This is a genomic window from Rhizobium sp. NXC24 (genome assembly GCF_002944315.1).
GTDB lineage: Bacteria > Pseudomonadota > Alphaproteobacteria > Rhizobiales > Rhizobiaceae > Rhizobium.
The window spans coordinates 2156771-2183674 of record NZ_CP024314.1; the positions used below are offsets into that span (position 1 = coordinate 2156771).

The window sequence follows — 26904 nt, forward strand, 5'->3', positions numbered from 1 at the left end:
CATACGGAAGCTACCCATGTCTCAGACTGTCTACGACGCGCTGGTGATCGGTTCCGGCGCCGCCGGCTCCTTCGCCGCCAAAGAATTGACCGCTCAGGGGCTTTCAGTGCTTTTGCTCGAAGCTGGTCCCGCAGTAAGCCAGAAGGATTTTGATCCGACTCGCAAGAAACTGCCGGCCAGCAGCATCAACATATGGGAGCGCGCACGCGCGACGATAAAGGGCCAGCCCATCCAGGCGCGCGCCGCCTTCTTCACCGAGCGTTTCAGCCATTTCTTCGTCAATGACCGAAAGAACCCTTACACCACGCCAAAGGATGCGCCGTTCCTCTGGATCCGCGGCAGGCAGGGCGGCGGTCGCCTGCACAGTTTCGGTCGCGTGCTGCTGCGCTGGACGGATGACGACTTCAAGATCCAGTCGCGAACAGGTAAAGGCGTGGACTGGCCGGTCAGCTATGACGATCTCGTGCCTTATTACGAGGAGGTTGAAGCCGGCCTTGGGCTCTACGGCAATCCTGATGGTGTAGAGACCCTGCCGGACGGCATTTATGCGCGTCTGGCAAAACTCACACCCGCCGAACAAATCTTCAAGAGCGAAGTGGAAGGTCGCTGGCCGCAGCGGCATGTCGTGTCCTGGCGCTATATCGCGCCGGATGCAGAACGTACGCCAAAGCCCTTGAGGGAGGCGCTCGCGACCGGGCGGCTGACCATCCGCCACGATGCGATCGTCCGCCGCATCGCGACGGATGAGCAAGGCACCCGGGCAACCGGCGCCGAGTTCATCGATCGCGTCACCGGCAAGGTCGAGACCGCGTATGCCACCCTTGTGGTGCTGTCGGCTTCGCCGATCGAAAGCGTGCGGCTGCTTTTGAATTCGGCATCCGCCAGGCACCCAGAGGGACTGGGCAACAGCTCTGGTGCGCTCGGGCGTTATTTCATGGATCAGTTGCCATGCCTTGCCTTCGGCTCCTTCGGCAAGGCAAAAGGATGGGCGACCGACGATTCCGCCCCGACCGATCCTTTCTACAATCCCTCGGGCGGCATCTTCGTGCCGCGCTTTGGAACCGGCGATGCCGGTCGCGGCGATTTCGACTACCAGGGCAGCATCGGCCGGACGCCGACGCCCGATGACAAGCCGTCGCGGCTGGCATTCTTTGGCTTTGGTCGCATGCTGCCCTACGCGGACAATCGCATTACCCTCAACGCGCGACGCAAAGATGCCTGGGGGATCCCCGTTCCCCATATCCGCTGCCTCATGGGCCAAGAAGAGCACGCGCTTCTCCGCCAGCAGGAAGAGGTGCTCATCGACATGGTGCGAAGCGTCGGCGGCGATCTCGAGTTCATCGGCTCCCCCACCGGCCTCATGGAAATGGGACGCGGCGCCTTCCCCGACGCCGATCCGTTCAGCCGCTTCATGTTCCGAAAATGGTTCCGCAAGACTATGTGCATGGGAGCGGCAATCCATGAAACCGGCGGAGCGCGGATGGGGAGCGACCGGGGGAGTTCGGTGCTGAACCCTTACAACCAGCTTTGGGATGTTCCTAATGTCATCGTCACCGACGCCAGTGCCTTTCCCGGCAGTGGCATCGCGGGCACGACACTTACCGTCATGGCGTTGACGGTCCGCGCCTGCCGGAATCTTGTCAGCCGACACTCAGCAAATGATACGTGAGCCCCGTACGTCAGATCGGGTCAGGTGACCGCAAGCGTCTCGAATATCATCGAGCGGATCCACCGATGGCGCGGATCGCTATGCGTTCGTTCATGCCAAACCGCGATCTTCGAGAATCCAGGAATGCTGACTGGCGACTCCTTCACCAAAATGCCCTCGACGCCTTCAACAAGACGTCGAGGAACAACGGCGATCAGGTCAGTACTGCGTAAGATTTCGGCAAGGATAAGGAAGCTGGTTACGGAAAGCGCGACCCGCCGTCGGCGGCCAAGGGAGGCCAAAGCGTCGTCGGTGACGCCCCAGAAGCGCTCGCCGGAATAAGATACGAGCGCGTGGTCCAGTGCGCAAAACCGGTCGAGATCGATCGGCCCACAAGCGTCTGGATGTCCCTCGCGCATGGCGCACACGTAGGTCTCGTCGAAGAGATGGCGCGCATGCAGGTCCGGCGGCGCAGTTTCCGGCGTCACGAGCGCCAGATCGAGATCGCCACGCTCGAACTGCATCTGTGCCCTATCGTGCTCCAAGGGCCGCACGGCCACGCGTACACCTGAGGAGACTGCCCTTAGCTTCGGCAGGAAAGGGAGGACAACAGCATGCAGCGCGTAGTCTGTCGCCGCGATAGACATTGTGAACTCCGCCGTAGCAGGATCGAATGTCGGCGGCTGAAGCAATGCTTCTACGTCGCCCAGGACTTGTTTAACCGGCCCAGCGAGTTCCATCGCTCTCAGCGTCGGCACAACCCCGCGCTGGGTTCGGACAAAGAGCGGATCATCGAAGCTCACTCGCATTCTCGTGAGCATACCGCTGACCGCAGGCTGAGTAAGGCCGAGCCGTTCGGCGGCGCGAGTAACACTGCGTTCGTCCAATAGGGCGTCAAGCGCCTTGAGGAGATTGAGGTCCAGGGATCTGATATCTCGCATTCTTATATCCATCATCATGAATGCCAATTTCCCTTATGTCTGCATATTTGGCATTACGGAGCAATACGAAACGAGCACGACCTCCAGCAGGCTGCAGTATGAGGAATTTCCGAATGATGAATGCAATTCAATGGCCGGAAGGCTACCTTCCAGGCTTCACCGAAAACTTCTCCTCCAACGAGGTCATCGCCGCCGATCTTCAGGTTGCTGATGTCTGGCCACAGCTCAGTCAAGCCACGCTCTGGCCAAGCTACTATCCCAATTCCGCGAATGTCCGCTTCTACGACAGCAAAGGGCCGGAACTGGAAGAAGGCGTGCGCTTTTATTTTGAGACCTTTGGATTTCCCGTCGAAGCTGAGGTCGTCGAATACGTGCCTCCAACGAAAGGAAAGCCGGGTCGTGTCGCCTGGCATGGCTGGGCTGGTGAAGGCGAGACCCGTCTTGACGTTCATCACGCATGGCTGATCGAGGAACTGCCGGGCGGGCGGGTTCGCGTTCTCACCCAGGAGACACAAAAGGGCAAGCCTGCCGAAGATCTGGCAAAGACCAAGCCCAACCCCATGATCAACGGCCACCAAGACTGGCTGGATGGTTTGATTGCTGCCGCTCGCACGGCCACGAGATAGTGGCAAGACGCGCCTATAAGAAGCGAATGCCAAGATCCACCCCCCGCTCGATGGCGCGGATCGATTCATCGTCATCGCTGACGGCCGCCGAGCAACAGGCGGCCGACGTCGACGATGCGCTCAAGACCAATCCAAAGTCGCAGCCGCTGACCCAGTAGCCCATCCCGATTTACGTCTTCTGTTACGTCCGCAACGTCCGCGTTTACCGTAACGTACTTCCACGGGAACCTTATCGGGAGAAGTGTGGCGTGGTCGAATACGACATCCAGTTTCGGCAGCGCCAGACACTGCCCGACCAAAGGAGACCGTAATGTTGAACGACCACGACATGGCGAGGAGGACGTGATGAACACGGCCTTCTCTCGACGCCTCCTCGGTGCCACCGCGGCTCTCGCTATAACGCTCGGCGCAATTTCGCTTGCGTCATTCCCGGTCCATGCACAGCAGGCTGCACCGTCTGCAACAACGCCGGCGACGGACAATGCCGGCTCGAAGCCCAACATTCTCGTCATCTTCGGCGACGATATCGGCCAGACGAACATCAGCGCCTATTCCTTTGGCGTCATGGGCTACCGGACGCCGAACATCGACCGCCTCGCCAAGGAAGGGACGATGTTTACGGACTACTACGCCGAAAACAGTTGCACGGCAGGGCGCTCGACCTTCATCACCGGTCAGGTCTGCCTGCGCACCGGCCTTTGCAAGGTTGGTATCCCGGGCGCAACGGTCGGCCTCCAGCCCCGCGATATCACGATCGCACAAGCCCTGAAGCCGCTCGGCTATGCAACGGGCCAGTTCGGCAAGAACCATCTCGGCGATCGGGACGAATTCCTACCGACCAACCACGGGTTCGACGAGTTCTATGGCAATCTTTACCATCTCAATGCCGAGGAGGAGCCGGAACGGCCCTACTATCCGAAAGATGACCAGGAATTCGTCCGCACGAACTCTCCGCGCGGCGTTCTCAAGGCGTCATCGGACGGCAAGATCGAAGACACTGGCGCTTTGAACCGGAAACGCATGGAGACGGTCGATGACGAAACGACGGCCGCCGCCATCGATTTCATGCAAAGGAAGGCAAAGGAGGGTAAGCCCTTCTTCACCTGGATGAACACGACCCGAATGCATGCTTTCACCCACGTCCGGCAATCCATGCAGGGCCAAAGCGGCATGCCCGGCAACGACTATGCCGACGGTATGATCGAGCACGACGGCGACGTCGGCAAACTGCTGAAAGCACTGGACGATCTCAACATCGCCGACAATACGATCGTGCTATACACGACCGACAACGGCCCGAACCAATGGTCATGGCCGGATGCCGCAACGACGCCGTTCCGAAGTGAAAAGGATACAAACTGGGAAGGCGCTTTCCGGGTACCCGCGATCATCCGTTGGCCCGGCCATGTAAAGGCGGGTGAAACATCCAATGAGATGGTATCCGGACTTGACTGGTTCCCGACGTTGCTCGCGGCTGCCGGCGACCCCGACATCAAGGACCGCCTTCTCAAGGGAACGGCGATTAGCGGCAACCAGTTCAAGGTCCATCTCGACGGCTATAATCAGCTTCCATATCTGACAGGGCAACAGCCGAAATCGGCCCGTACCGAATTCTTCTACTTCGATGACGACGGCCAGCTTGTCGCCTATCGCTTCGGCGACTGGAAGCTCGTCTTCTGCGAACAGCGTCAGCCGGGCGGTTTTCAGGTTTGGGCCAATCCGTTCACATGCCTTCGCGCTCCGAAGACCTTCAATCTTCGAATGGACCCTTATGAGCGGGCGGATATCGTTTCCGACCAGTATTATGACTGGTACGCAAAGAACGCCTATCTCGTGCAGTATGGCGTCTGGCGGGTGGCTCCATTCCTGCAAACTTTCCGCGAGTATCCGCCCAGCCAGCGGCCGGCCAGCTTCAGCGTGGACCAGATGATCGACGCACTGATGAAATCGCTGGAACAAAGTCCGGCGACAGCCAAGTAGTTCGGCGAACCCCATCGACGGGCGTGGCCTGAAGGCCTCGCCCGCTTCCAATATGGACGGGACGAGCATGACCGCACGTGACGACATTATCGCGCTGAGCGCACGGATTGGCCGTTCGATCATCGGCCAGGAGGCGATGGTCGAGCGGCTTCTCCTTGGGCTGCTCGCCAATGGCCATCTTCTGGTCGAGGGCCTGCCGGGGTTGGCGAAGACGCGCGCCATCAAGAGCCTGGCGAGGAATCTCGACGCCGAGCTCTCGCGCATCCAGTTCACACCGGACCTGCTGCCGGCCGATATCACCGGCTCGGAGATCTATTTCAGCGAGGGCGGCAGGGGCGAGTTCAAGTTTCAGCAGGGACCGATTTTCGCCAGCCTGATCCTCGCCGACGAGATTAATCGCGCGCCCGCAAAGGTGCAGTCGGCCTTGCTGGAAGCGATGGAGGAGCGGCAGGTAACCGTCGGGGGCAAGAGCTATCCTCTGCCCGCGCTTTTCATGGTGATGGCGACGCAGAATCCGATCGAGCAGGAGGGTACCTATCCCCTCCCCGAAGCGCAGCTCGACCGCTTCCTGATGCATGTGGAGGTCGGCTATCCCAACGAAACATCCGAAGGAGCAATCATGCGGCTCAATCGCGATGAGGAAAAAGAAGCACATGGAGAGGGCAAGGCCACGCCGCAGCAAAGGCTTGATCCGCAAGCAATATTCGAGGCACGCAAGGAGATAGGAGCGGTTGCCGTCTCCGATCCCATAGAGAAATACATCGTCGCTTTGGTCTTCGCCACGCGATACCCCGACAGATATGACAAGGACCTCGCCAAATTGCTGCAGGTCGGTGTCAGCCCGCGCGGCGTCATCGGTCTCGACAAAGTTTCCCGCTCCTATGCCTGGCTGAGGGGTCGCGACTATGTCATCCCCGACGACGTCAAGGCTGTTGTCAGCGACGTTTTCCGCCATCGCCTGATCCTCTCCTACGAGGCTCATGCCTCCAACACCGCGCCAGATCAGGTCATCGACCGCATCGTCGAACTCGTGGCGGTTTCATGAGGAACGGCCATGGCTCGCAACGAAGGCAGCACAGGCGTCCATGTCAGCACCGAGCAGCTCGTCGCTCTCGAGCGCCAGGCTCGCGACCTGACCTTCGTCCAAAAGGCGCGGAGCCATCGTCAACTTTCCGGCCGGATGCGCTCGTCGATGCGTGGCCGGGGCCTGAGTTTTGAGGAACTGCGCGACTATCTGCCGGGGGACGACATCCGCACAATCGACTGGCGGGTCACGGCACGCACCAGCAGGCCGGCAGTCCGCGTCTACACGGAAGAGAAGGAACGGCCAGCGCTGATCGTCGTCGACCAGCGCATCAACATGTTCTTCGGCAGCCGACGGTCGATGAAATCGGTGACCGCAGCGGAGGCGGCCATGCTCTGCGCCTGGCGGATTCTCGGCTCCGGCGACCGGGTCGGCGGCTTCGTGTTCAACGACAGCGAGATTGTCGAGCTCAGGCCGCACCGCAGCCGGGAAGCCGTCATGGGCCTTGCCGACAGGATTGCCCGCCAGAATACAGGGTTGAGCGCTGCCTATGCCGGAACGCCCGGTCTCGCCGCGCTCGACGCCGTTGCTGCCCGCGTCGCGAACATCGCTCATCATGATCATCTCGTCGTCTTCATCAGCGACTTCGATGGTCATACGGCGGCGACACGCAACACGCTGCTGCGCCTCTCGGCACATAACGACGTGATCTGCCTCCTCGTTTACGATCCCTTCCTTCTGCAGTTGCCGCAATCGGGCAACATCGTGATCAGCGGGGGCAGTCTTCAGGCAGAACTGATGCTCAGACAAGGCGACGTCCGGCAAGCGATCGATCGCTTCGCACGTGAGCGCGGCCGGGAACTACGGTCCTGGCAACGAGAGCTTGGCCTTCCAATGCTGCCGATTTCAACCGCGGAAGAAACCGCGCCGCAGCTCCGCCGCCTGCTGGAGCAATCCGCCTGGCGGCAACGGAGGCGATGACCATGGGACCAGCCACTCCGACGACCGATCCGATGACCGAGATCGCCCTGCGATCCCTCAGGGACATCGCCGTGCCACCGCCGGTCTCGTGGATGCCGCAGACCTGGGGATGGGCCGTATTGGCGGCAATTCTCCTTGTCGTTCTCTTGGTCGTCTTTCTGCGCTGGCTGAAGGCCTATCGCGCAAACGCCTATCGACGCGAGGCGCTCGCCCAACTCGCCGAGATTGAAGAGAAAATCCGCGATCCGGTCGCGCGAGGAGACGGGCTGCGCGAACTCGCCGCCCTTCTGAAGCGCGTCATGCTGGCCGGCTGGGGCCGGCCGGCCGTGGCAGAGATCGCCGGCGCGGCCTGGGTTCGCTTCCTGAGCGAACATGGCGACGAGAAAGCGAGTACCGCCCTGGAAAGACTGCTCGACGATCTTGAATACCACGGCAATGCAGAGCCGCCGCCGGATGTCGTCGACCAAGCGGTCCCGGCCGCACGAAGCTGGATCGGACACCATCATGTATCAGCTTGACCATCCATGGCTGCTGTTTCTTCTTCCCGTGCCGCTGTTCGTCTGGTGGCTTCTTCCAGCGCATCGGCAAACGTCGGAGGCCGTTCGCATCCCCTTCTTCGAGCAGGTTGCAGACGCCGCCGGCATCCGTCCGACGGAAGGTTCGGTCATCCCGCGCCGGACTTGGCTACAGTTGATCGTCGAGACGCTCGCTTGGTGCCTGATGCTGCTCGCCCTCGCGCGTCCGCAATTCGTCGAGCCGCCGATCGAGAAGGTCGAGCCGCAGCGAGACATCATGCTCGCACTCGACCTATCGCAGTCGATGGATACGAAGGATTTCCACGCCGCGGACGGAAGCACTGAGGCACGCGTCGATGCCGTTAAGAAGGTCGTCTCCGATTTCGTATCGAAGCGACCCGGCGACAGGATCGGCCTCGTCGCCTTCGGCGATGCGCCATATCCGCTGGTCCCCTTTACCATGGACCATGCCACCTTGCAGAAGATGATCGCCGAGATCGTGCCTGGCATCGCAGGTCCCCGCACGTCGCTCGGCGACGCAATAGGGCTGGCGATCAAGATGTTCGAAAAGACGACCGTTCCGGAGAAGGAATTGATACTGCTGACCGACGGCAACGACACCGCCAGCAAGATGCCGCCTGCCAAGGCTGCCGGAATCGCCAAGACCAAGGGGATCGTTGTTCATACCGTCGGAATCGGTGATCCGGCGGCGACCGGCGAGGACAAGCTCGATACGGAAATGCTTCGAAAGATCGCCACAGGCACCGGTGGGCGCTACTTCTTTGGCGAAGATCAAACTGCGCTCGCCGCCATCTACGACGTGCTCGATCGGATCACGCCGGTGAACCAGAAGACGCTCTCCTGGCAACCGCGCATAGAACTCTTCTATTGGCCTCTTGGTGCATCGATCGCGCTCATCGTGGTCTATTACGGACTGTGCGGCATCCGCAGCCTCCTGCATAGAGAGGTGGCGGCATGATAGAGGACTTCCATTTCCTGCGTCCATGGTGGCTGCTGGCGCTTGCGCTTCCGGTCGCGTTGCTCTGGCTGTCCTCCCGCTCCGGCGATGCCCGCAACCGATGGAAAGGGATCATCGCGCCGCACCTGCTCGACAGCCTCGTCGTCAGGGGAAGCGGCGGCTCCCGGTTCCGACCTTCCTGGCTCCTTGCCGCCGCGATGGCGGCGGCAGCGATCGCGACATCAGGACCAACCTGGGAGCGGGAGGTTCCACCGTTCGTCGAAAATACGGCGCCACTCGTCATCGCCGTCGATCTGTCGGTGACGATGAATGCGATCGACGTTACGCCTTCGCGGCTTGAGCGCACCAAGCTGAAAATCAGGGATGTCATCGCGGAGCGGCAAGGTGCGAGGACGGCTGTCGTCGCTTATGCGGGAACGGCGCATCTCGTCCTTCCTTTCACAGAGGACGCCTCTCTCACCGAAACCTACACGGATGCCCTGGCGACGCGCATCATGCCCGTCCCCGGCAAGGATTCGACCAGGCCGCTCCAGCTTGCCGAAGAGCTCCTCTCGAAGGAGGAGACGACCGGCACGATCCTGTTCATGACAGACGGTATCGAGGAGAGAGCATTTGAAGCTTTCAAGCGCGGAGCGGGCAGCAGCATTGTCGTACTCGGCGTCGGCACGGCAGCAGGCGGTCCCGTCAAGACACCGGACGGTGGCTTCGAGACGGATGCGGGCGGCGGACGCATCTTCGCCAAGCTCGATATCGAGGGTCTGAAGCGCCTGCATACGCAGACGGGCACGGAGGTCGCGACGATCACCGACGACGACACGGACGTGCGCTGGATAATGCAGCGCATCCGGACGAATTTCGAACAGAAGCAGGCTAAGGAAGGCGATCGCTGGCGCGATATGGGATGGTGGGCGGTCATCCCCCTCGTCATTCTCTACGCGGCGTCGTTCCGGCGCGGCTGGGTCGTACGCCTTGCCGGCATCGTTCTTGCTGCGAGAATGGTGATGCCCACCGAGGTCGATGCCGGCAGCCTTGCGGACATGTGGTTGACATCAGACCAGCAGGGTCGGCTTGCCTACGAGCACAGCGATTATGCAGCGGCATCGGCGCATTTTCTCGATCCGATGTGGGAGGGCGCCGCGCTCTATCGCGCCGGCAAATACGCGGAAGCCGTCGACGCCTTCGCCGCCGTCGACACTGCGGAGAGCTGGTATGATCAGGGAAACGCGCTGCTTCACCTGGAAAGGTTCGACGAGGCGGTCGCTGCTTACAAGAGGGCGCTGGATGGGCGAAAGGGCTGGCCGGACGCGCAGGCGAATCTCGCAATCGCCGAAGCGCTGCTAAAGGCGAAACAGGAGAAGGAACAGGACGAGCAAGGGGAACCGAACGAGAAACCCGATCAGGTGCAATTCGACGACAAGGGCAAACAGGGCAAGCAAGGAAGGATCGACATCGCCGAACAAACGTCGGAGATGTGGATGAAGAATATCCAGGTGAGCCCGGCGGATCTCATGGCACGGAAGTTCTCCCTCGAAACGCGGGAGAAGACGCCATGAGATCGGCAGCCATGGGCCTTGCCCTCTCTCTGTTGGCCGCCACTTCCTGCTTGGCGGCGGAACCTTTCGCCCGTGCAAGCGTCGATGACGACGGTCAGATCGTGCCTGGCCAGCAGGTGCACGTCATCGTCGACGTCTTCGTTCCGGATTTCTTTACCTCGCCTCCTCAGTTCCCGCTGTTCGACCTTCCCAACGCCGTCGTCACGCTCGCGAACGAGCGCCCGCAAAATCTGCTGCAGACCATCGATGGCGTTCAATATTCCGGAATTCGCAGGACCTATGCCGTCGTTCCGGAGGTATCGGGAACGTTCACCCTGCCGTCGGTGCCGATCGAGCTCGGCTATTCGGAAGACGGGAGACGGGTCAAGGGAACGGTGCAACTTCCATCCATCGGCTTCAATGTCATCGGTTCGGCATCCGGACAACGGACACCGGTCTTCGCCGCCCGCCAGATCGCGCTCACCCAGTCCTTCGACCGGAATCCCTCACAGCTCAAGGTCGGCGATGCGGTCGTGCGGACCGTGACCGTCTTCGGCGAGGATACACAGGCCATGATGATACCGCAGGTCGTCATCGGCGAGGCTGCCGGTCTCAGGCAATATCAAAAGCCACCGCAGATCGCGGATAACATCGTGAGCGGAAATACGACGGGAAGCAGGCGTATAGAGACCATCGTCTACACGGCGGACAAGGCCGGCACCTTCCGCATCCCCGCGATTTCCTATCCATGGTTCGATGTCGACGCGCATCAGGCCAGGACCGCCACGTTACCGACTGTGGCCGTCACCGTCATCGATGCTCCGGCATCGTCCGACATCATCGCGCCCGAGCTTCGGCAGGAGACGGCGCCGAGCCGTTCCCGAACCCTGACGGCCGCAGCGCTGGCCTCGGGCTGCGCTCTTTGCGTTGCCGTCCTATGGGCGGGTCGGCGCTTCCTGCCACGGTTTTCAAACGGAATGCGAGCCTGGCGTCGCCCGCGCCCAAACTCGGAACACGTGGAATTCAAGCGGCTGATGAACTCAATCGCCGGTGATGAAGAGAGTGCCGTCTATCAGGCTTTGATGCGCTGGACACGAGTGGTCGGCTATTCCTCGATTTCGACATGGATGACCGCCTCGTCCGATCCCGACTTGGGATCGCAGATAGAGGCCATAGAAAAAGCCCTCTTCGGTTCCGGAACCGATGGCGCTCCATTCGACCGGCAGGCGTTGGCGGATGCTGTTCGCAGGTCGCACATCGCAAAACCTGCTCCAGGCAGCTTGCGGGGCGGTGCCCTGCCACCGCTCAATCCAGGCGCGGCTTCGCCCACTTCCGTAAATTTACGCCGGTGGTAACATTTGCCGCCGGGCATTTACCGTAACGTACTTCCGAACAGCCGCATCGAAGGCAAAGCTGTTCTTTCAATTTCGGAGGCAAGGATGGCTTTGGCATTCGAAAACGAGCGGACAGCGGACGGCGGCCCCGAGGGCATGGTCTGGATCCCCGGCAGGACCTTCACGATGGGATCGGACAACCACTATCCGGAGGAGGCCCCTACCCATCCGGTAAGGGTCGACGGCTTCTGGATCGAGGAAACGCCGGTGACGAACCGGAAGTTCGTGGCATTCGTCGACGCCACCGGCTACGTGACTTTCGCCGAGAAGGCTCCCGATCCCAAAGACTATCCGGGCGCACGCCCCGAAATGCTGAAGGCAGGATCGCTCGTCTTCTTCCAGCCGAAGAATGTTGCTGGCCCGGACATAACGCAGTGGTGGAAATTCAAGTTCGGCGCGAACTGGCGCCGTCCGCTCGGCGGACTGAGTGACCTGCGTGGAAAGCTGGACCATCCTGTTGTCCATATCGCCTGGTGCGATGCCAAGGCCTATGCGGACTGGGCGGGCCTCAATTTGCCGACCGAGGCGGAGTGGGAACTTGCCGCCCGCGGTGGCCTGGACGACGCCGAATTCGCCTGGGGGGATGAACTCATGCCCGACGGTCGCCCGATGGCCAATACGTGGCAGGGAACATTTCCGACGCTCAGCACCAAGCCTGCGGGAAAAGAACGGACCTCGCCCGTGCGCTCTTTCCCACCGAACGGCTACGGCCTTTACGACATGATCGGCAATGTGTGGGAGTGGACCTCCGATTATTGGTCAGCACGGCACACCGAACCTGCCGCCAAATCCTGCTGCATCCCGAGCAATCCCCACGGCGGACCGGCAGATGCGAGCTACGACCCCATGCAACCACAAATCCGCATCCCGCGGAGGGTGCTGAAGGGCGGCTCGCATCTCTGCGCCCCGAACTATTGCCGTCGTTATCGCCCGGCCGCCCGCCATGCCGAGCCGGAGGATACGTCCACAAGCCATGTCGGCTTCCGCTGCGTGAAAAGAACGACCGCGTGACAGGAGATATCCGATGAGACCGATCCGGAACACCGAAACGATCCTCGCCTCGCTGATTGTTGCCGTGTTTACGCTGGCGGCGGGCTTCGTCAGTCCCGCCTTCTCGCAGGAGCCGCTGCCGTCATGGAACGACACGGCCGCGAAGAGCCACATCATGGCCTTTGTCAAGGCAACGGTGACGGATGGCGGCGAAGGCTACGTCGCGCCTGAAGATCGCATCGCAGTCTTCGACAATGACGGCACGCTCTGGTCCGAACAGCCCTATTACGTCCAACTCGGCTTCATGCTGGACCGGGTGAAGACATTGGCGCCGCAACACCCGGAATGGAAGGAGAAGGAACCGTTCAAATCCATCCTTGCCGGCGATCTGAAAGGGATCGCAAAGAGCGGCGAGAAGGGCATCGTCGAACTCGGCATGGCAACGCATGCCGGAATGACGACTGACCAGTTCGCCTCGATCGTCACGGACTGGTTCGCAACGGCAAAACATCCGAAGACGGGCAAGCCGTATACGGAGATGACGTATCTGCCGATGCGCGAACTGCTCGACTATCTGCGCGCCAACGGCTTCAAGACCTACATCGTCTCCGGCGGCGGCGTGGAGTTCATGCGGCCGATTACGGAAAAGGCCTATGGCATCCCGCCGGAACAGGTGGTGGGAAGCACAATCACCACCGAATTTGCGATCGTCGACGACGTACCTGTCCTGAACCGTCTACCGGAAATCGACTTCATCGACGATGGCCCTGGCAAGCCTGCCGGTATCAACAAGTTCATCGGGCGCAAGCCGATCTTCGTTGCAGGCAATTCCGACGGCGATTACGAGATGATGCGGTGGACGACCGCGGCGAAGAGCCCGGGCTTTGCGATGCTGATCCACCATACGGACGGCGATCGCGAATATGCCTACGACCGCCAGTCCGCGTTTGGGAAGCTGGACAAGGCGCTCGACGAAGCCGGACGCCGCAACTGGCTGGTCGTTGACATGAAGAATGACTGGAAGAAGATCTTCGCTTTCGAATAGTCAGGGCTGATGGCGGCAAGCCGGGGGCCGGGCCTGCCTGCCCTCCCCCGGTCAGAAGTGGAATACCGCACCCACCATCGGGCCGTGCTCCACGATATCCTCGGTGAGGCTGCCATTGCTGTAGTTGACGCCAAGCGCTCTGTAACCGGCAATCGCGGAGCCATGGCTGGCGCCAGGTCGGCGGCGTGAGAAGCCACCGGAGCGGCAAGAGCCACTGCCGACAGGCGGCCTTCTCCGACATCCCCGCCTCTAGGATGCGCTGGCAAGCCGGTCGGCGGCTTTGAAGTCCGCACCGGCCTTCGTCAGGCCGTCCTTGAGCTTTGCAGTAATGGACGGGTGATAATGTCTCTGCTCCATTCTTTGATGAAACAGGCGAATGAAATCCGGATCCTGATTCTGCATGGCTGCGAGCCGCGGGGCAGCCTGGCTCGATCCGAGCTGAGCCAGTGCGGCGATCCTCAGCACCTTCAGCACATAGTCGCCGCGATGCACCTGCTCGGCCAGCAACGAGGCCTCGGACCAGTCGGACCTGCGATAGGCGTCGAGAGCGAGAACGATAACCGCATCGCCTGGCACGGCGTCGACATTGCGCCCGGCATCCCGTGCCAGCGAGACGCCTGCGTCGAAATAGCCGGAGGCAAAAAGAACCGTGGCGAGCGTTGCGCCAACATCCGGATTGTTCGGATTGAGGGACATGGCCCTGTTGCCTGTGTCTATTGCTGCCGTGTTCCAGCCCGCGGCAAACTGCGTCATCATCAGGGCGACTTGCGCCCGGTCGGAACGCGGCGCAAGCGATACGGAGCGGCTTGCGAGTTTATAGGATCTGGCGAGCGTCGCCTGGTCGATCACACCCTCTTCTCCTGTCAGCAGCGCCCTTGCGAGCGTTGCGCCGGCGTCTGCATCGTCCGGACTTTTCGCTATTGTCCGCTCCAGACAGTTCATCGATCTCGCAATCACCGCTGAGTCTCGGTCCTCGAGCGCGCGCTCTGCGCGGAGCACGCAAGCGTTTCCAAGCGAACCTGCAGCGCTTCCATAGGTCTCCGCGTTATTGATCACGCTATCGCTCGAGGCAAACCTTCGGGCTAGAGACGCCGCGAGATTCATGCTAACGGCCGCGGGGCTCTTGCCTGCCGTATCCTCCCTTTCGACCCCGGACCGAAGCACTTCGCCGGTCGCGAGGTTCGCTATCTGCCACCAGATGCTTCTATCGTTCCCATCGCCATAATACTTCATCTCGATCCGATAGGTGTTTGCGTCGGAAGAACGGTGGGCCGCAAACTGCAGTCTGTCCGGGGGCAAAGCCTCGGTGACAGTCAGCGTCCGAAACTGGGTCAGGGCGGTCAGCAGCATCTCACGCGTCGCGTTTGCCTCTCCGCTCCATGCGGCGTCGGCAGCCACCATCTCGACCGAGACCGCCGGGCGGACAGTGATTGCCGGAGCAATCTCAGACATTCCCCACATGAGCGCCGTCCCCATGCCAAGGACTGCCGCAATCGCTGCCCATGCCTGCCACCCTGCAACCGGAGAACGTTTCGAACGCGAAGTTTGGAGGGGGCCGATGTATTCCTCCAGCTCCCTCCTCGCTGTTTCGGCCTCTGCCGCTTCACCGCCGATCTCATATTCCGGCAAGGATGATGCGGAAAAAATCGTGACATAGCGCCCCTTTGGCAGGTCGATCATGATTCCGCGCGGCGAGCCGTATGCTTCGTAATACTGGCTGAGCGCAGTACGAAGCCGGCTAACCTCGATACGGACGATAGGATCGAGGGAGGCATCGAAACTGCTGGTGCGTCCAAGCACATCGATTGCTATGGAATAGGCTTTGACCCCTTCCGCACGCCCGCTTAATCCCTGCTCGGCAATATATCCGAGAATTGCCTTCGCCCGATCCGTCGCATGAAACCTTGGGTCGGAGAGCAGCCTGTCGAGCTCGGCTCTGGCGTCTGCTTCGGAAACTTCGCAAGCCCTCGTGTCGTGTTCTTCAGCGTCCATGGCGGCCCCCGCACACATTGGTCCAGCTAAAGTAGAACAGACGAATTTATCGCTCAGAAAACAAACGGTTGCAATACAAGTCTCTAACAAAACCACAACGTGATTGATTTTGACGCGAGTTCGCGGGTTATTTCGGCACGCTCGAACCGCGTTCGAGACAATATTGTATGACTTCGGATTCAATTTCCGCGCAGATGCCCGTGTACTCTTCGATCATGGGCGAGCGGTCGCCGGTGGATTCGCTACGAAGCCGGTCCAGCGTGGAGCACGCGTCGTCATAGGCTTCGAACAGATTTCCAAGCGAAGAGGGCTTCGTGGCAAGAATCTGAAGGCGGCCGCGAATTGACGGCAGCTTCAACATCAACCGCCACATGCCGCGTTCCCGTGTACCTACCGGGGCTCTTTCGTTGCCGCTCCCCTTGTCCATCAGACCATTCAGACTCCCGCCGGCACCTTTTTCAGGAGTATGATCCGGCGCCCACTTTCAGGAAGTACGTTACCGTAACAAGGACCGTAAATGCCCTGCACGATAGTTGTTACGCCGAGTTTACCGTAACGTACTCCCCTGTAGGGAACTTGTATGCTCCATTTGAGGACCGACAGAGGAGCATTCCATGAAGCCTGCATATCTTGCCGTCGCCACGGTCTTCATTCTCGGCCTGCTTCTCCTCGCACCCATGGCGCATGCCCAGCAGCAAACCTCGGATGCCAAGGTCGATGAACTCGTCCGCTTGCTGCAAGATCCCGACGTCAAAGCCTGGCTTGACAGCCGCAAGGCCGGCTCCGCAGCCGGGCCGGCTGCGGAGCAGGATGCTTCTGCGCTTGCCGACTGGGACAAGCGAGCGCGCTCGCGGTACGGTGGCATTATCGCCGCCATACCGACGATTCCCGGTGAAATCGCCGCGGCCATGCGCCGAGGGCGGGCCGATGCAATCGACCACGGATATGCTCCGATCGTCGTGCTGCTGGGAGGGCTCGTACTGCTCGGCGCGGCGGTCGAAGCCGTATTCCGGCGACAATGGTCGCATCGCGCCTCGTCGTCTCCGGTCGCCGCGGAATTCCTGCCGATTGCCGTTTTTACCGCAGCCATGGCGATCGTTTTCTTCGTGGTCGACTGGCCGCCTCTCGTGCGCATCGTGCTGTTGACCTATCTCATCGCTTTCGTGGCCTATCGTTGCCTCTCGGCGGCAGTGGCGCTTGCAACCCCGGACATAGGCCTGCGTCGGCGAATCAAGGCGTTCGCAGGCCTGCTTTTCTTTGCAATAGCGACCGCAACCCTTGGGCCTCCACTCGGCGTCCCGCCACCTGTCAACCAGGCGATTTCCTTCTGCTTCTCGATCTTCCTGTTCGCGCTCGCCCTGGAAGCCGTCTGGACCCGCAATTCATCGTCGCGTTCGCGAAAACTTGCGCTATCGCTCTGCCTCTTTGCCGTCTGGCTGCTTTGGCTGCTGAACTTCAAGGGTCTTGCCTGGCTCGGGATCTTTGCCATGATCCTGCCGCCCCTGCTTCGCCTCGTCGGGCGCGCCGTCGAGCGTGCAATGGGAGACAACCGGAAAGATCTCAAGGCCGTTATCGCTGCCAGGGGTAGCCGGGCCGTCGTCATCGCGATCGCGGTCGCATGGCTTGCAATGGTGTGGCACCTCAATCCAGATTCGCTGGCGCATCAGGATCCCACCTTGAGCGCCATTACGTACGGCCTGCTGAAGAGCGCCGTCGTTCTTCTCGTTGCCGATCTCGTTTGGCATATCGCCAAAGCCTTCATCGACAGCAAGCTGCAGACTTTCTCCGCCGATCCTTCCGCGCATGGCGGCGAAGCCGCGAGCGAGCACCGCATCGCCACGCTGCTTCCGATCTTCCGCAATGCGCTGGCCGTCTTCGTGCTCGCCGCGACGGCACTGACCGTGCTCGCCGAACTGGGAGTTCAGATCGGCCCCCTCATTGCAGGCGCGGGTATCTTCGGCGTCGCCCTCGGCTTCGGCTCGCAGACGCTTGTGAAGGATGTCATCAGCGGCATCTTCTACATGCTCGACGACGCATTCCGCGTCGGCGAATACATCCAGAGCGGCAGTTACAAGGGCACTGTCGAATCCTTCAGCCTTCGTTCGGTACGCCTGCGCCATCACCGCGGGCCGATCTTTACCGTGCCCTTCGGGGCGCTAGGTGCGGTGCAGAACATGAGCCGGGACTGGGTGATCGACAAGTTCATGCTGCGTGTTGCATTCGACACCGACATCGCCATGGTGAAAAAGCTGGTAAAAGCCATTGGCGCAGAGATGAAAGAAGATCCTGAGCTTGCCCCATTCATCATAGAGCCGGTGAAGATGAAAGGCGTCGAGCAGATCGGCGAATTCGGGATCGAGCTCAGCTTCGCATTCAGTACCGTGCCCGGCCATCAGTCCGCCGTGCGCCGTCGGGCCTATACGATGATCCGCGATGCGTTCCGATCGAACGGGATCGAGTTCGCCCAGCCGACCGTGCAGGTCGGCGGCGAAGAAAAAGCCGAGGGCAGCGCAGCGGTGGCGGCGCTCCGGTCGGTCCAGCTCAAGCAGCAGGCCACCGAGGCCCCGAAGTAACGGCCATGTCATCGTATTAGGAAGAGCTGTGGCTACGGATCATGCGTGGCGGTCTTTTCGATACGCTGATGACTGGATTGAGACTCACAAAACGACGTGGCGCCCTCGTCTTGGGCAGTCCTGTGTTGGGGAACCCTGATCCTGTTGCTCCTGGGCTCCGGGCGACTACAGCGAACTGGAATTTTCCAGGCTTTTTAGGTGGTTACGCACCAATCAATAGCCTCATTCCGCCTTCTCGGAACCCGCAAACATCGAGCCCGGAGGTCGGCTCGAGCGCAATGCGCTGCTTTGCGCAAAATGCACCACATTCTGTTTATTGGTTGGTAGTGCTTTTGATTTATCGGGATAATCAGAGGTTGATAGCCGCCATGCATGGCACAAGCGAAGCCGTCAGCCACGATATGAGTCTTATCCATTTGCCAGCGAGGCGCGTCACTTGAACCACCGCCTCCTCCAATTTTTAGGCTATATGATGAAAACAAAAATCCGTTCTTGCGCCATTTCCGTAGTCACTGTTGCGGCATTGGCAGGGTGCCAAACTGCAAAGCCTATCGCGATGAGCGTTGTGGCCACACCGACCGCGAAAGGCGTACAGTACGGCGATGTGCTGTCACCACAGCGCGCTGCCGGTCAAGACATCCCGGCGCTCAAAGGCCAGAAGATTGTTACGGTGCGAACCTACGAGGATGTCCGGAAGAAGGACGCACAATTTTCCACCAGAACCGAATTGGAAGGCATCGACTGCGCGTTGGACAGCGAGGGGTATCGTGCCTCTGTGAAGACTCCCGCAGAAATTAGAGTGCCTGACTACGGCTACGCCTCACGCCCGGTTTCCGTCCACTGCCAAGCCCCGGGCTACAGGACCGGTTATGCAAGCGCTCAGCCTTTCGATGAAACATCCCATGACCGCATGGCGGCAGCAAGCAACAACGGTCTTGTAACAATGGTGGCAGTCGCCTTAGTCGATGCCGCGACAGACAAGAAAAAGCATGACTACAGCTATCCGCCCGTATTCGTGACGATGAACCGGATTGGATGTGAAAAGGACAAATCAGGATGCCACTAGCGCATAGCTAGCTTTCACTTGCTTTGGCAAAGACCGCGCTAACGTCGCTGACAATTTCCACATGGGAATATGCGGCCTGCGCAGCGCCGGCGCCATCCGCTCGCATGATCGCCGTTACGATTACGTCGTGCTCGTCATAGGATTTCGCCAACCGGCCGGGTAACCGAAACTGCGCGCGACGGAACGGCGCAAGCCGCGCTCGGCTTTGCGTGACCAGTTCGTAGATGTGTTCGTTGTGCGCGCCGCGATAAAGCCGAGTATGAAACTCGGTATTATGGGCGGCATAGTCTTCCTCCGCACCCAGATGCACAAGGCGTGCGGAAGCGTGATGCTCGATTTCCAGCATGCGCCGTTCTTCGACTGTCATTCGCTCGGCCGCAAGCCGCGCGCAGATTGCCTCAAGCTCCGCCATCGCCTCGAACATAGAATGCAGATAGGTCTCGGTCACATTGGTAACGAGGGCGCTGCGGTTCGGCTCGCGTTCGACAAGCCCCATTGCCCCGAGTTCGCGCAGCGCCTCGCGCACCGGCGTGCGCGATACTTCGAAACGGGCGGCCAGCGAAATTTCGTCAAGCTTCTCGCCCGGTAGCATCTGCCCGGTCACGATCATGTCGGCTATTGCCCGCACCATCTGTTCGACGGTCGTTCCTGCCCGGATGATCTCTCTGCGCCTGACCTGTTTCAAGGATCGATTCTGTTTTGTTGCGTGTTGCATACACATGTAGCGCCGGCTGATCAAAGTCAAACACTGGCAATATTATATTGTTTATATTGAATAATATATCGCGCGAATCCAAGCCAGCGTGCACTCAATCGCTATTGCTCATATGATTATACGGCTATTTTATAGGCTATGCACAATCTTTGGCCTGATTGAGATTAAAATTGCATACACTTTAACATCTTCCCTAAACAACCCCGGAAATTTTTATGTAAAATCAACGCAATAAAATCTGGCACGGGCATTGCATACACTTTTCTGCAATCAGTTGAACCGGCAAAACCGCCGCACGGGGAGCATTCCGATGACCAGACTCCTTTCCATGAACCGCCGCCGTTTCCTTCAGGCTTCCACCACCACCCTCTTCGTCGGCACAGCACCCGGCTTTTTCTCCTCCCAGGCCCTTGCGCAGACAGCCCTCACCGTCGGCTTCATCTATGTCGGCCCGAAGGATGACTATGGCTATAACCAGTCGCATGCCGAGGGCGCAGCCGCCGTCAAAGCGCTGCCGGGCATCACAGTTGTCGAAGAAGAGAACGTGCCCGAGACGGTCGACGTCCAGAAGACGATGGAATCGATGATCAATCTCGATGGCGCGACCCTGCTTTTCCCAACCTCCTTCGGCTATTTCGACCCCCACATGCTGGCCATGGCCGCCAAATACCCCGATGTCCAGTTCCGCCACTGCGGCGGCCTCTGGCAGGAGGGCAAGCATCCGGCCAATACGGGTTCCTATTTCGGCTATATCTTCCAAGGTCAGTATCTGAACGGCATCGCAGCTGGCCATGCAACGAAGAGCAAGAAAATCGGCTTCGTTGCCGCCAAGCCGATCCCGCAGGTCCTGCAAAACATCAATGCCTTCCTGCTTGGGGCTCGGTCCGTGGATCCCACCATCACCTGCCAGGTGATCTTCACCGGAGAATGGTCGCTCGCGGTCAAGGAGGCCGAAGCGACCAACGCACTGATCGATCAGGGCGCCGACGTCATCACTTGCCACGTCGACAGCCCCAAAGTGGTGGTCGAGACGGCCAGTGGCCGCGGCGCCTTCATTTGCGGCTACCACGCCAACCAGAGCCCGCTTGCTCCTGAAAAATATCTCACCGGTGCCGAATGGGCCTGGGGCAACGTCTACAGCAATTTCGTCAAGAAGGCGCAGGCAGGCGAAAAGCTCGGCAACTTCGTACGCGGCGGCCTGAAGGACGGCTTCGTAAAGATGAGCGCACTCGGCCCAGGCGTTTCCGAGGCGGGCCGCAAGGCCTTCGAGGCCACGCATGCTGAGATGATGAAGGGTGGGTTCTCGGTCTTCAAGGGGCCGCTGAAGGACAACAAGGGCAACATAGTCGTGACCGCCGACAAGAGCTACGCCGAAGACGCGATCGAGCTCGAAAGCATGAATTACCTGGTGGAAGGCGTCGTCGGGTCCACAGCGTAAACCGCAAAGGGAGAAGCGCCATGACTGTCCAGGCCAACGATCCCGCAATATCAGTCGCTTCCGAAAAACCGGCTTCGTTGCGCCCAACCCTTGAATGGATCGCGCGGCGGGCCGAGCCGATTGTCATCGGCCTTGCGGCTATCGTGATCGGTCTTGCGCTCTTCTCCCTCTTCATCCTGGCGATCGGCAAATCGCCCGCAATGCTCTTCCAACTCATGTACACCGGCGGCTTCGGCAGTTGGTTTTCCGTGCAGAACAGCCTCAGCCGTGCCGCACCCCTTCTCCTGACGGCACTCTGCGTTGCCCTACCTGCCCGTCTCGGCCTCGTCATCATCGGCGGAGAGGGCGCGGTCGTGCTGGGTGGCGTAGCCGCCGCGGCGATGGCTCTGCCACTCGTCGGCTCGGCACCGGTCTTCCTGACCTTCATTCTCATGGCGATCGCTGCCATGCTGGTTGGCGGCGTCTGGATCGGCCTCGCCGGCTTCCTGCGCCATTACCGCGGCGTCAATGAGACCATCTCGTCGCTGCTGCTTTCCTATATCGCCATCGCCCTGATGAACCAATTCGTCGAAGGGCCGCTGCGTGATCCTGCAAGCCTCAACAAGCCCTCGACCAAGCCGTTGCCGCAAGACTACATGCTTGGCCATATCCCGGGCATGGACGTGCATTGGGGTCTCGTCATTGGCGTCGTCGCCTGCATCGTTTCATGGGTATTGATCGAGGTGACGAGCTACGGCTTTGCGGCCCGCATCGCCGGTGGCAATGTCCGCGCCGCGCAGATCCAGGGCCTGCCGGTCGGCCGGCTGATTGCCGGCTTCACGGCGATCGCCGGCAGTTTCGCCGGGCTTGCCGGCATGATCGAGGTCACAGCCGTGCAGGGCAGCGCCAACGCGTCGCTTGCCGCTGGCTACGGCTACACCGGCATTCTCGTTGCCTTCCTCGCTCGGCACAATCCGCTGGCCATTATCCCGGTCGCGATCCTGCTTGGCGGCATCAATGCCGCGGGCGGCCTCATCCAGCGCCGCATGGGCCTGCCGGATGCCACGGTGCTGGTGCTGCAGGGCACGCTCTTCATCGTCATCCTCTTCTGCGAGACCTTTTACGGCCGCTTCAAGATCTTCAATCCCGACCTCTGGAAAAGGAGCGAATGATGGACGACACCGCAATCGGCCTCTGGGGAGTGCCCCTCGCCATCTTCGCCGGCGCGATCCGCGTCTCGACGCCCTTCATCTTCGTCAGCCTCGGCGAGACGATCACCGAGCGTTCGGGCCGCATCAATCTCGGCCTTGAAGGCACGCTCGTCTTCGGTGCCATGACCGCTTACGCTGTCGCCGTCATGAGCGGCTCCCCCTGGCTCGGCGTACTCGCTGCAATGGCGACCGGCGCAATTTTCGGCGCCGTGCATGGCTGGATCTGCAAATGGCCGAAGGTCAACGATATCGCGATCGGCATCGCCATGATGCAGTTTGGCCTGGGCCTCGCCTTCTTCCTCGGAAAACCGTTCATCCAGCCGGCGGCGCCACACCTGCCGGCAATTCCGTTAGGATTCTGGTCCAGCCTGCCGCAGATCCAAGCGGCGCTGAGCATCAACGTGCTGTTCATCCTCGGCGCGATGCTCGCCTTCGCCCTCCGGTGGGCGTTCAAGAATACGCGTGTCGGCCTCATTTTGCGTGTCGTCGGCGATAGCACGGATGCTGCACGCGCCATGGGCGTCAATCCGGATCGCGTGCGCCTGATGGCCACCGCCGTCGGCGGCTCGCTGGCGGCGATCGGCGGCGCCTATCTCTCGCTCTACTATCCAGGCTCGTGGAACGAACGCATCTCCTCCGGCCAAGGCTTGATGGCCGTGGCGCTCGTCATCTTTGCGCGGTGGAATCCGATCGGCTGCTTCCTCGCAGCATTGCTCTTCGGCGGCGCTGGGGCGCTCGGCCCGGCGTTGCAGTCGGTCGGAGTGACCGAAGGCTACTATCTTTTCTATGCCGCCCCTTACGTGCTCACGCTCGTCATCATGATCATTACCTCGTCGCCCACGCGCTCGCTCGCCGGTGCGCCGGGTGCACTCTCGCTCACCAAATAGGAGAGATCATCCATGAACAGTCTGGCAACAGCCGTCATCCCCGGGAAGCCGACCTATGTCGACGCCGACCCCTATCCCTGGCCCTATAATGGCGCGCTCCGGCCGGACAACACCGCCCTCATCATCATCGACATGCAGACTGATTTCTGCGGCAAGGGCGGCTATGTCGATCACATGGGTTATGATCTGTCACTGGTCCAGGCGCCTATCGAGCCAATCAAGGCAGTGCTGGCGGACATGCGCGCCAAGGGCTACCACATCATCCACACCCGTGAAGGTCATCGGCCCGACCTTGCGGACCTTCCGGCCAACAAGCGCTGGCGCTCGCGTCGCATCAATGCCGGCATCGGCGATCCCGGACCTTGTGGGCGCATCCTCGTGCGCGGCGAACCCGGCTGGGACATCATTCCCGAACTTTATCCCCTTGCGGGCGAGACCATCATTGACAAGCCCGGCAAGGGCTCCTTCTGCGCCACCGATCTGGAACTGATCCTCAACCAGAAGCGCATCGACAATATCATCCTGACTGGCATCACCACTGACGTCTGCGTGTCCACCACGATGCGCGAGGCCAACGATCGCGGGTTCGAATGCCTGCTATTGGAAGACTGCTGCGGCGCGACCGACTACGGCAATCACCTCGCCGCCATCAAGATGGTGAAGATGCAGGGCGGCGTCTTCGGTTCTGTCTCCAATTCTAAGACGCTGATCGAGGCTTTGCCATGAGCACGGTCCGCGATACGCCCCTTCCGAGAGCTGGCAAGGCCGTCGGCATCGACACGATCGACATGACGATGTGCTTCGGCAGTTTCACCGCCCTTGACCGTGTCTCGATCAAGGTGCCTGCCGGCAGCTTCCATGCGCTGCTCGGCGAAAACGGTGCCGGCAAGTCGACGCTCGTCAAATGCATCATGGGCTTCTATCACGCCACGTCGGGGTCGCTTTCCGTCGACGGCCGCGAAGTGGCAATCACCTCGCCCAAAGACGCCGCTACCTACGGTCTCGGCATGGTCTACCAGCACTTTACGCTGGTCCCCTCGCTGACGGGGGCTGAAAACCTCGTCATCAGCCGCGCGCAAGTGCCTGGTATCATCAACTGGGCGAAAGAGCGGAAGGATCTGGCCACCTTCATGGAGCGCATGCCGTTCAAGATCCAGCTTGATCGACCGGTGAGCGAGCTTGCCGCCGGCGAAAAGCAGAAGCTGGAGATCGTCAAACAGCTCTATCTCGGCCGCTCCTTCCTGGTGCTGGATGAGCCAACGTCGGTGCTGACGCCGGCCGAAGCCGATGAGATGCTTGGCCTCGTGCGCGGTATGACCGAGCGCGGTGAACTGACCGTGCTGATGATTTCGCACAAGTTTCATGAGGTCACGAAGTTCGCCGATGCTGTCTCGATCCTGCGGCGTGGTAAGCTGGTCGGCGCCGGCAAGGTCGGTGAACTCTCCACCGCTGACATGGCGGCGATGATGATTGGCGACGTCAAGCTTGCCGAACTCGATACACGCGTTCCCGTTTCAGAAAACGCCAAGCCAGTGCTGACGATCGAGCAGGTCAAGGCACCGGACCGCTCCGGTCTCAAGAGCATCGAGATCGATAAGCTCCTGGTGCGCTCGGGCGAGATCGTCGGCATCGCCGGCATATCCGGAAACGGCCAGAAAGAGCTGACGGAAATCCTCGCCGGACAGCGGCCGACGGATAGCGGCCATGTGAGCGTCAACAGCGAGGCTTATGGCGCAACCCGCCCCGAGACACGCAAGAACAATGTTCGTTTCATCCCCGAAGAACCGCTGCAGAACGCGTGCGCCCCTCGTATGACCGTTAGCGAAAACCTCGCTTTCCGCACATTCGATCTGAAAGCGGACGGCAAGGATGCGATCTGGCTGAACAAGGGCAAGATGAAGAAGCGCGCCAGCGCGCTGATCTCCGACTTCAAGGTGAAAACGGCATCCGCCTCCTCACCGATTGCAGCGCTTTCAGGCGGCAATGTGCAGCGCGCGGTACTCGCCCGCGAGCTGACGGGCAAGGTGGACCTGCTCATCGTCTCGAACCCCTGTTTCGGCCTCGATTTCTCCGCTGTCGCCGAGATCCGTGCCCGCATCATGAAGGCGCGCAATTCCGGTACGGCCGTTTTGCTGCTGTCCGAAGATCTCGACGAGCTGCTCGAAATGTCGGACCGCATCGTGGTGATTTCCGAAGGCAAGCTGGTTTACGAGACACCGGCGCGTTCGGCGGATATCGGTGTGATCGGCGCGCATATGGCGGGGCATCACTGATGGCGGAGATCAAGGCAGAACCCTTCGCCTTTCCGGTGAAACACGACCAGCTTGCCCTTATCGTCATCGACATGCAGCGCGACTTCGCCGAACCCGGTGGCTTTGGTGCTAGCCTTGGCAATGATGTCAGTCGCATCGTCAGAATCGTCCCCGATGTCAAACGCCTCATCCAGGGCTTCCGCAACGCCGGCCTGCCGGTCATCCACACTATGGAATGCCACAAGCGCGATCTCTCCGACCTGCCGCCGGCAAAACGCGACCGCGGCAATCCGATGTTTAGGATCGGCGACAAGGGTCCCATGGGTCGCATCCTCATCTCCGGTGAGCCTGGCACGGCGATCCTACCGGAGCTTGCGCCGATCAAGGGCGAGGTCGTCATTGAAAAACCCGGCAAGGGCGCCTTTTACGCCACGAAACTTGGCGATGTCCTGCATGAGAAGGGTATCAAGCAGCTCGTCTTTGCGGGTGTAACGACAGAAGTCTGCGTGCAGACGACGATGCGCGAGGCAAACGACCGCGGCTATGAATGCCTGCTCGCCGAGGAGGCGACGGAAAGCTACTTCCCCGAATTCAAGGCCGCCGCCATTGCCATGATCCGCGCCCAGGGCGCCATCGTCGGCTGGACGGCTCGTGTCGACGATATCCTGGAAAGCATCGCCCATGCCTGAAACGACCCGCGAACTGCTCACATCAGGCGGCTGGAAGGATCTGGAATTCGGGCCGTTCCGTGAAGAGGTGACAATCCATTGGATTCGCCCCTTCGAAGGCGACCAACCGGGCGTGGCGCTCCTGAAATACGAAGCCGGCGCGTCCGTTCCCCGCCATCGCCATGAGGGGTTGGAAACCATTTTCGTTCTCGATGGGGTGCAGTCCGACGAGGCCGGCGACTACGGCCGCGGCAGTTACATCGTCAATGCCCCCGGCACAGAACATTCGGTCTGGAGCGATACCGGCTGTGTCGTGCTTATTCAGTGGGACCGGCCAGTGAAAATACTCGGAGAGGAAACGGCATGAAAGCACGGTCAGCTTTCGAGGTCGCCCTACACGAATTCTACCGCAATGGCGGCAGCGCCAAGATGAACGATCCGGGCATCTTTATTCAACTGACGAAGAAG

At 60.5% G+C, this 26904-nt stretch carries 25 protein-coding genes; 21 read left to right on the plus strand and 4 right to left on the minus strand.

Features of this window, described 5'->3' with window-relative positions:
• The first annotated feature begins 16 nt into the window (after positions 1–16).
• Positions 17–1669 (plus strand): GMC family oxidoreductase, encoded by a 1653-nt coding sequence (locus NXC24_RS33910; protein WP_104827623.1) that lies wholly within the window; start codon positions 17–19, stop codon positions 1667–1669.
• Positions 1670–1689: 20 nt separating this feature from the next.
• Here the strand turns inward: NXC24_RS33910 and NXC24_RS33915 are convergent, their stop codons facing one another.
• Entirely contained in the window at positions 1690–2589 is a 900-nt protein-coding gene (locus NXC24_RS33915) for a LysR family transcriptional regulator (protein WP_104827986.1), read from the minus strand.
• Between the two features lie 116 nt (positions 2590–2705).
• On the opposite strand from NXC24_RS33915, the gene NXC24_RS33920 reads away from it, so the two are divergent.
• From NXC24_RS33920 to NXC24_RS33965, 11 genes are all read left to right on the plus strand, one after another.
• Positions 2706–3215: a polyketide cyclase gene (locus NXC24_RS33920; protein WP_104827987.1), complete on the plus strand. Its 510-nt coding sequence runs from the start codon at positions 2706–2708 to the stop codon at positions 3213–3215.
• A 26-nt stretch (positions 3216–3241) separates the two neighbouring features.
• Entirely contained in the window at positions 3242–3373 is a 132-nt protein-coding gene (locus tag NXC24_RS36230; protein WP_260304416.1) for a hypothetical protein, read from the plus strand.
• Between the two features lie 187 nt (positions 3374–3560).
• On the plus strand, positions 3561–5195 hold the full coding sequence (locus tag NXC24_RS33925; RefSeq protein WP_104827624.1) for an arylsulfatase: 1635 nt from the start codon (positions 3561–3563) through the stop codon (positions 5193–5195).
• Positions 5196–5262: 67 nt separating this feature from the next.
• Positions 5263–6240, plus strand: coding sequence for a MoxR family ATPase (locus NXC24_RS33930; RefSeq protein WP_104827988.1), 978 nt, complete (start codon positions 5263–5265; stop codon positions 6238–6240).
• A 9-nt stretch (positions 6241–6249) separates the two neighbouring features.
• Entirely contained in the window at positions 6250–7200 is a 951-nt protein-coding gene (locus NXC24_RS33935; RefSeq protein WP_104827625.1) for a DUF58 domain-containing protein, read from the plus strand.
• 2 nt (positions 7201–7202) lie between these two features.
• Positions 7203–7718: a DUF4381 domain-containing protein gene (locus NXC24_RS33940; protein WP_104827626.1), complete on the plus strand. Its 516-nt coding sequence runs from the start codon at positions 7203–7205 to the stop codon at positions 7716–7718.
• Positions 7705–8694, plus strand: coding sequence for a VWA domain-containing protein (locus tag NXC24_RS33945; RefSeq protein ID WP_104827627.1), 990 nt, complete (start codon positions 7705–7707; stop codon positions 8692–8694). The genes NXC24_RS33940 and NXC24_RS33945 overlap by 14 nt, the downstream gene beginning before the upstream one ends.
• Positions 8691–10247 (plus strand): VWA domain-containing protein, encoded by a 1557-nt coding sequence (locus tag NXC24_RS33950; protein WP_104827628.1) that lies wholly within the window; start codon positions 8691–8693, stop codon positions 10245–10247. Before NXC24_RS33945 ends, NXC24_RS33950 begins: the two co-directional genes overlap by 4 nt.
• Positions 10244–11581: a BatD family protein gene (locus NXC24_RS33955; protein WP_104827629.1), complete on the plus strand. Its 1338-nt coding sequence runs from the start codon at positions 10244–10246 to the stop codon at positions 11579–11581. The genes NXC24_RS33950 and NXC24_RS33955 overlap by 4 nt, the downstream gene beginning before the upstream one ends.
• 84 nt (positions 11582–11665) lie before the next feature.
• A complete protein-coding gene (locus NXC24_RS33960; protein WP_104827630.1) occupies positions 11666–12631 on the plus strand; it encodes a formylglycine-generating enzyme family protein in 966 nt (321 codons plus the stop codon).
• Positions 12632–12644: 13 nt separating this feature from the next.
• Positions 12645–13655, plus strand: coding sequence for an HAD family hydrolase (locus tag NXC24_RS33965; RefSeq protein ID WP_104827631.1), 1011 nt, complete (start codon positions 12645–12647; stop codon positions 13653–13655).
• 249 nt (positions 13656–13904) lie between these two features.
• Here the strand turns inward: NXC24_RS33965 and NXC24_RS33975 are convergent, their stop codons facing one another.
• Both NXC24_RS33975 and NXC24_RS33980 read right to left on the minus strand, forming a co-directional pair.
• The gene (locus NXC24_RS33975) at positions 13905–15647 is read right to left on the minus strand and encodes a hypothetical protein (RefSeq protein ID WP_104827633.1); all 1743 of its coding nucleotides are present in this window, start codon (positions 15645–15647) and stop codon (positions 13905–13907) included.
• Positions 15648–15774: 127 nt separating this feature from the next.
• Positions 15775–16074: a hypothetical protein gene (locus tag NXC24_RS33980; protein ID WP_104827634.1), complete on the minus strand. Its 300-nt coding sequence runs from the start codon at positions 16072–16074 to the stop codon at positions 15775–15777.
• A gap of 187 nt (positions 16075–16261) precedes the next feature.
• Here NXC24_RS33980 and NXC24_RS33985 point away from each other — a divergent pair, with 187 nt between their 5' ends.
• Both NXC24_RS33985 and NXC24_RS33990 read left to right on the plus strand, forming a co-directional pair.
• Entirely contained in the window at positions 16262–18220 is a 1959-nt protein-coding gene (locus tag NXC24_RS33985; protein ID WP_245464129.1) for a mechanosensitive ion channel family protein, read from the plus strand.
• Positions 18221–18656: 436 nt separating this feature from the next.
• Positions 18657–19286: a hypothetical protein gene (locus tag NXC24_RS33990; protein WP_104827635.1), complete on the plus strand. Its 630-nt coding sequence runs from the start codon at positions 18657–18659 to the stop codon at positions 19284–19286.
• Between the two features lie 7 nt (positions 19287–19293).
• Here the strand turns inward: NXC24_RS33990 and NXC24_RS33995 are convergent, their stop codons facing one another.
• The gene (locus NXC24_RS33995) at positions 19294–20001 is read right to left on the minus strand and encodes a GntR family transcriptional regulator (protein WP_104827636.1); all 708 of its coding nucleotides are present in this window, start codon (positions 19999–20001) and stop codon (positions 19294–19296) included.
• 310 nt (positions 20002–20311) lie between these two features.
• On the opposite strand from NXC24_RS33995, the gene NXC24_RS34000 reads away from it, so the two are divergent.
• Genes NXC24_RS34000 through NXC24_RS34030 form a run of 7 tightly spaced genes read left to right on the plus strand, consistent with a single transcriptional unit; the run spans position 20312 to position 26803 of the window.
• The gene (locus tag NXC24_RS34000; RefSeq protein ID WP_104827637.1) at positions 20312–21439 is read left to right on the plus strand and encodes a BMP family ABC transporter substrate-binding protein; all 1128 of its coding nucleotides are present in this window, start codon (positions 20312–20314) and stop codon (positions 21437–21439) included.
• Between the two features lie 20 nt (positions 21440–21459).
• Positions 21460–22590 carry an ABC transporter permease gene (locus NXC24_RS34005; RefSeq protein ID WP_104827638.1) on the plus strand — a complete coding sequence of 377 codons (1131 nt, stop codon included), beginning with the start codon at positions 21460–21462 and terminating at the stop codon, positions 22588–22590.
• The gene (locus NXC24_RS34010) at positions 22590–23516 is read left to right on the plus strand and encodes an ABC transporter permease (RefSeq protein WP_104827990.1); all 927 of its coding nucleotides are present in this window, start codon (positions 22590–22592) and stop codon (positions 23514–23516) included. Before NXC24_RS34005 ends, NXC24_RS34010 begins: the two co-directional genes overlap by 1 nt.
• Positions 23517–23528: 12 nt before the next feature.
• A complete protein-coding gene (locus tag NXC24_RS34015) occupies positions 23529–24242 on the plus strand; it encodes an isochorismatase family cysteine hydrolase (RefSeq protein WP_104827639.1) in 714 nt (237 codons plus the stop codon).
• Positions 24239–25789 (plus strand): ABC transporter ATP-binding protein, encoded by a 1551-nt coding sequence (locus NXC24_RS34020; RefSeq protein WP_104827640.1) that lies wholly within the window; start codon positions 24239–24241, stop codon positions 25787–25789. Before NXC24_RS34015 ends, NXC24_RS34020 begins: the two co-directional genes overlap by 4 nt.
• On the plus strand, positions 25789–26457 hold the full coding sequence (locus NXC24_RS34025; protein WP_104827641.1) for an isochorismatase family cysteine hydrolase: 669 nt from the start codon (positions 25789–25791) through the stop codon (positions 26455–26457). Before NXC24_RS34020 ends, NXC24_RS34025 begins: the two co-directional genes overlap by 1 nt.
• Entirely contained in the window at positions 26450–26803 is a 354-nt protein-coding gene (locus tag NXC24_RS34030) for a cupin domain-containing protein (protein WP_104827642.1), read from the plus strand. Before NXC24_RS34025 ends, NXC24_RS34030 begins: the two co-directional genes overlap by 8 nt.
• Positions 26804–26904: the final 101 nt, after the last annotated feature.

Bases quoted from the DNA above. Each gene is read 5' to 3' on its own strand.
- NXC24_RS34015 (WP_104827639.1), top strand. From the start codon at position 23,529: ATGAACAGTCTGGCAACAGCCGTCATCCCCGGGAAGCCGACCTATGTC.
- NXC24_RS33950 (WP_104827628.1), top strand. From the start codon at position 8,691: ATGATAGAGGACTTCCATTTCCTGCGTCCATGGTGGCTGCTGGCGCTT.
- NXC24_RS34020 (WP_104827640.1), top strand. From the start codon at position 24,239: ATGAGCACGGTCCGCGATACGCCCCTTCCGAGAGCTGGCAAGGCCGTC.
- NXC24_RS33910 (WP_104827623.1), top strand. From the start codon at position 17: ATGTCTCAGACTGTCTACGACGCGCTGGTGATCGGTTCCGGCGCCGCC.
- NXC24_RS33985 (WP_245464129.1), top strand. From the start codon at position 16,262: ATGAAGCCTGCATATCTTGCCGTCGCCACGGTCTTCATTCTCGGCCTG.
- NXC24_RS33925 (WP_104827624.1), top strand. From the start codon at position 3,561: ATGAACACGGCCTTCTCTCGACGCCTCCTCGGTGCCACCGCGGCTCTC.
- NXC24_RS33915 (WP_104827986.1), bottom strand. From the start codon at position 2,589: ATGCGAGATATCAGATCCCTGGACCTCAATCTCCTCAAGGCGCTTGAC.
- NXC24_RS34030 (WP_104827642.1), top strand. From the start codon at position 26,450: ATGCCTGAAACGACCCGCGAACTGCTCACATCAGGCGGCTGGAAGGAT.
- NXC24_RS33980 (WP_104827634.1), bottom strand. From the start codon at position 16,074: ATGGACAAGGGGAGCGGCAACGAAAGAGCCCCGGTAGGTACACGGGAA.
- NXC24_RS34005 (WP_104827638.1), top strand. From the start codon at position 21,460: ATGACTGTCCAGGCCAACGATCCCGCAATATCAGTCGCTTCCGAAAAA.
- NXC24_RS34025 (WP_104827641.1), top strand. From the start codon at position 25,789: ATGGCGGAGATCAAGGCAGAACCCTTCGCCTTTCCGGTGAAACACGAC.
- NXC24_RS33975 (WP_104827633.1), bottom strand. From the start codon at position 15,647: ATGGACGCTGAAGAACACGACACGAGGGCTTGCGAAGTTTCCGAAGCA.
- NXC24_RS33940 (WP_104827626.1), top strand. From the start codon at position 7,203: ATGGGACCAGCCACTCCGACGACCGATCCGATGACCGAGATCGCCCTG.
- NXC24_RS33995 (WP_104827636.1), bottom strand. From the start codon at position 20,001: ATGCAACACGCAACAAAACAGAATCGATCCTTGAAACAGGTCAGGCGC.
- NXC24_RS33930 (WP_104827988.1), top strand. From the start codon at position 5,263: ATGACCGCACGTGACGACATTATCGCGCTGAGCGCACGGATTGGCCGT.
- NXC24_RS33920 (WP_104827987.1), top strand. From the start codon at position 2,706: ATGAATGCAATTCAATGGCCGGAAGGCTACCTTCCAGGCTTCACCGAA.
- NXC24_RS36230 (WP_260304416.1), top strand. From the start codon at position 3,242: ATGCCAAGATCCACCCCCCGCTCGATGGCGCGGATCGATTCATCGTCA.
- NXC24_RS33935 (WP_104827625.1), top strand. From the start codon at position 6,250: ATGGCTCGCAACGAAGGCAGCACAGGCGTCCATGTCAGCACCGAGCAG.
- NXC24_RS33955 (WP_104827629.1), top strand. From the start codon at position 10,244: ATGAGATCGGCAGCCATGGGCCTTGCCCTCTCTCTGTTGGCCGCCACT.
- NXC24_RS33945 (WP_104827627.1), top strand. From the start codon at position 7,705: ATGTATCAGCTTGACCATCCATGGCTGCTGTTTCTTCTTCCCGTGCCG.
- NXC24_RS34000 (WP_104827637.1), top strand. From the start codon at position 20,312: ATGACCAGACTCCTTTCCATGAACCGCCGCCGTTTCCTTCAGGCTTCC.
- NXC24_RS33960 (WP_104827630.1), top strand. From the start codon at position 11,666: ATGGCTTTGGCATTCGAAAACGAGCGGACAGCGGACGGCGGCCCCGAG.
- NXC24_RS34010 (WP_104827990.1), top strand. From the start codon at position 22,590: ATGGACGACACCGCAATCGGCCTCTGGGGAGTGCCCCTCGCCATCTTC.
- NXC24_RS33965 (WP_104827631.1), top strand. From the start codon at position 12,645: ATGAGACCGATCCGGAACACCGAAACGATCCTCGCCTCGCTGATTGTT.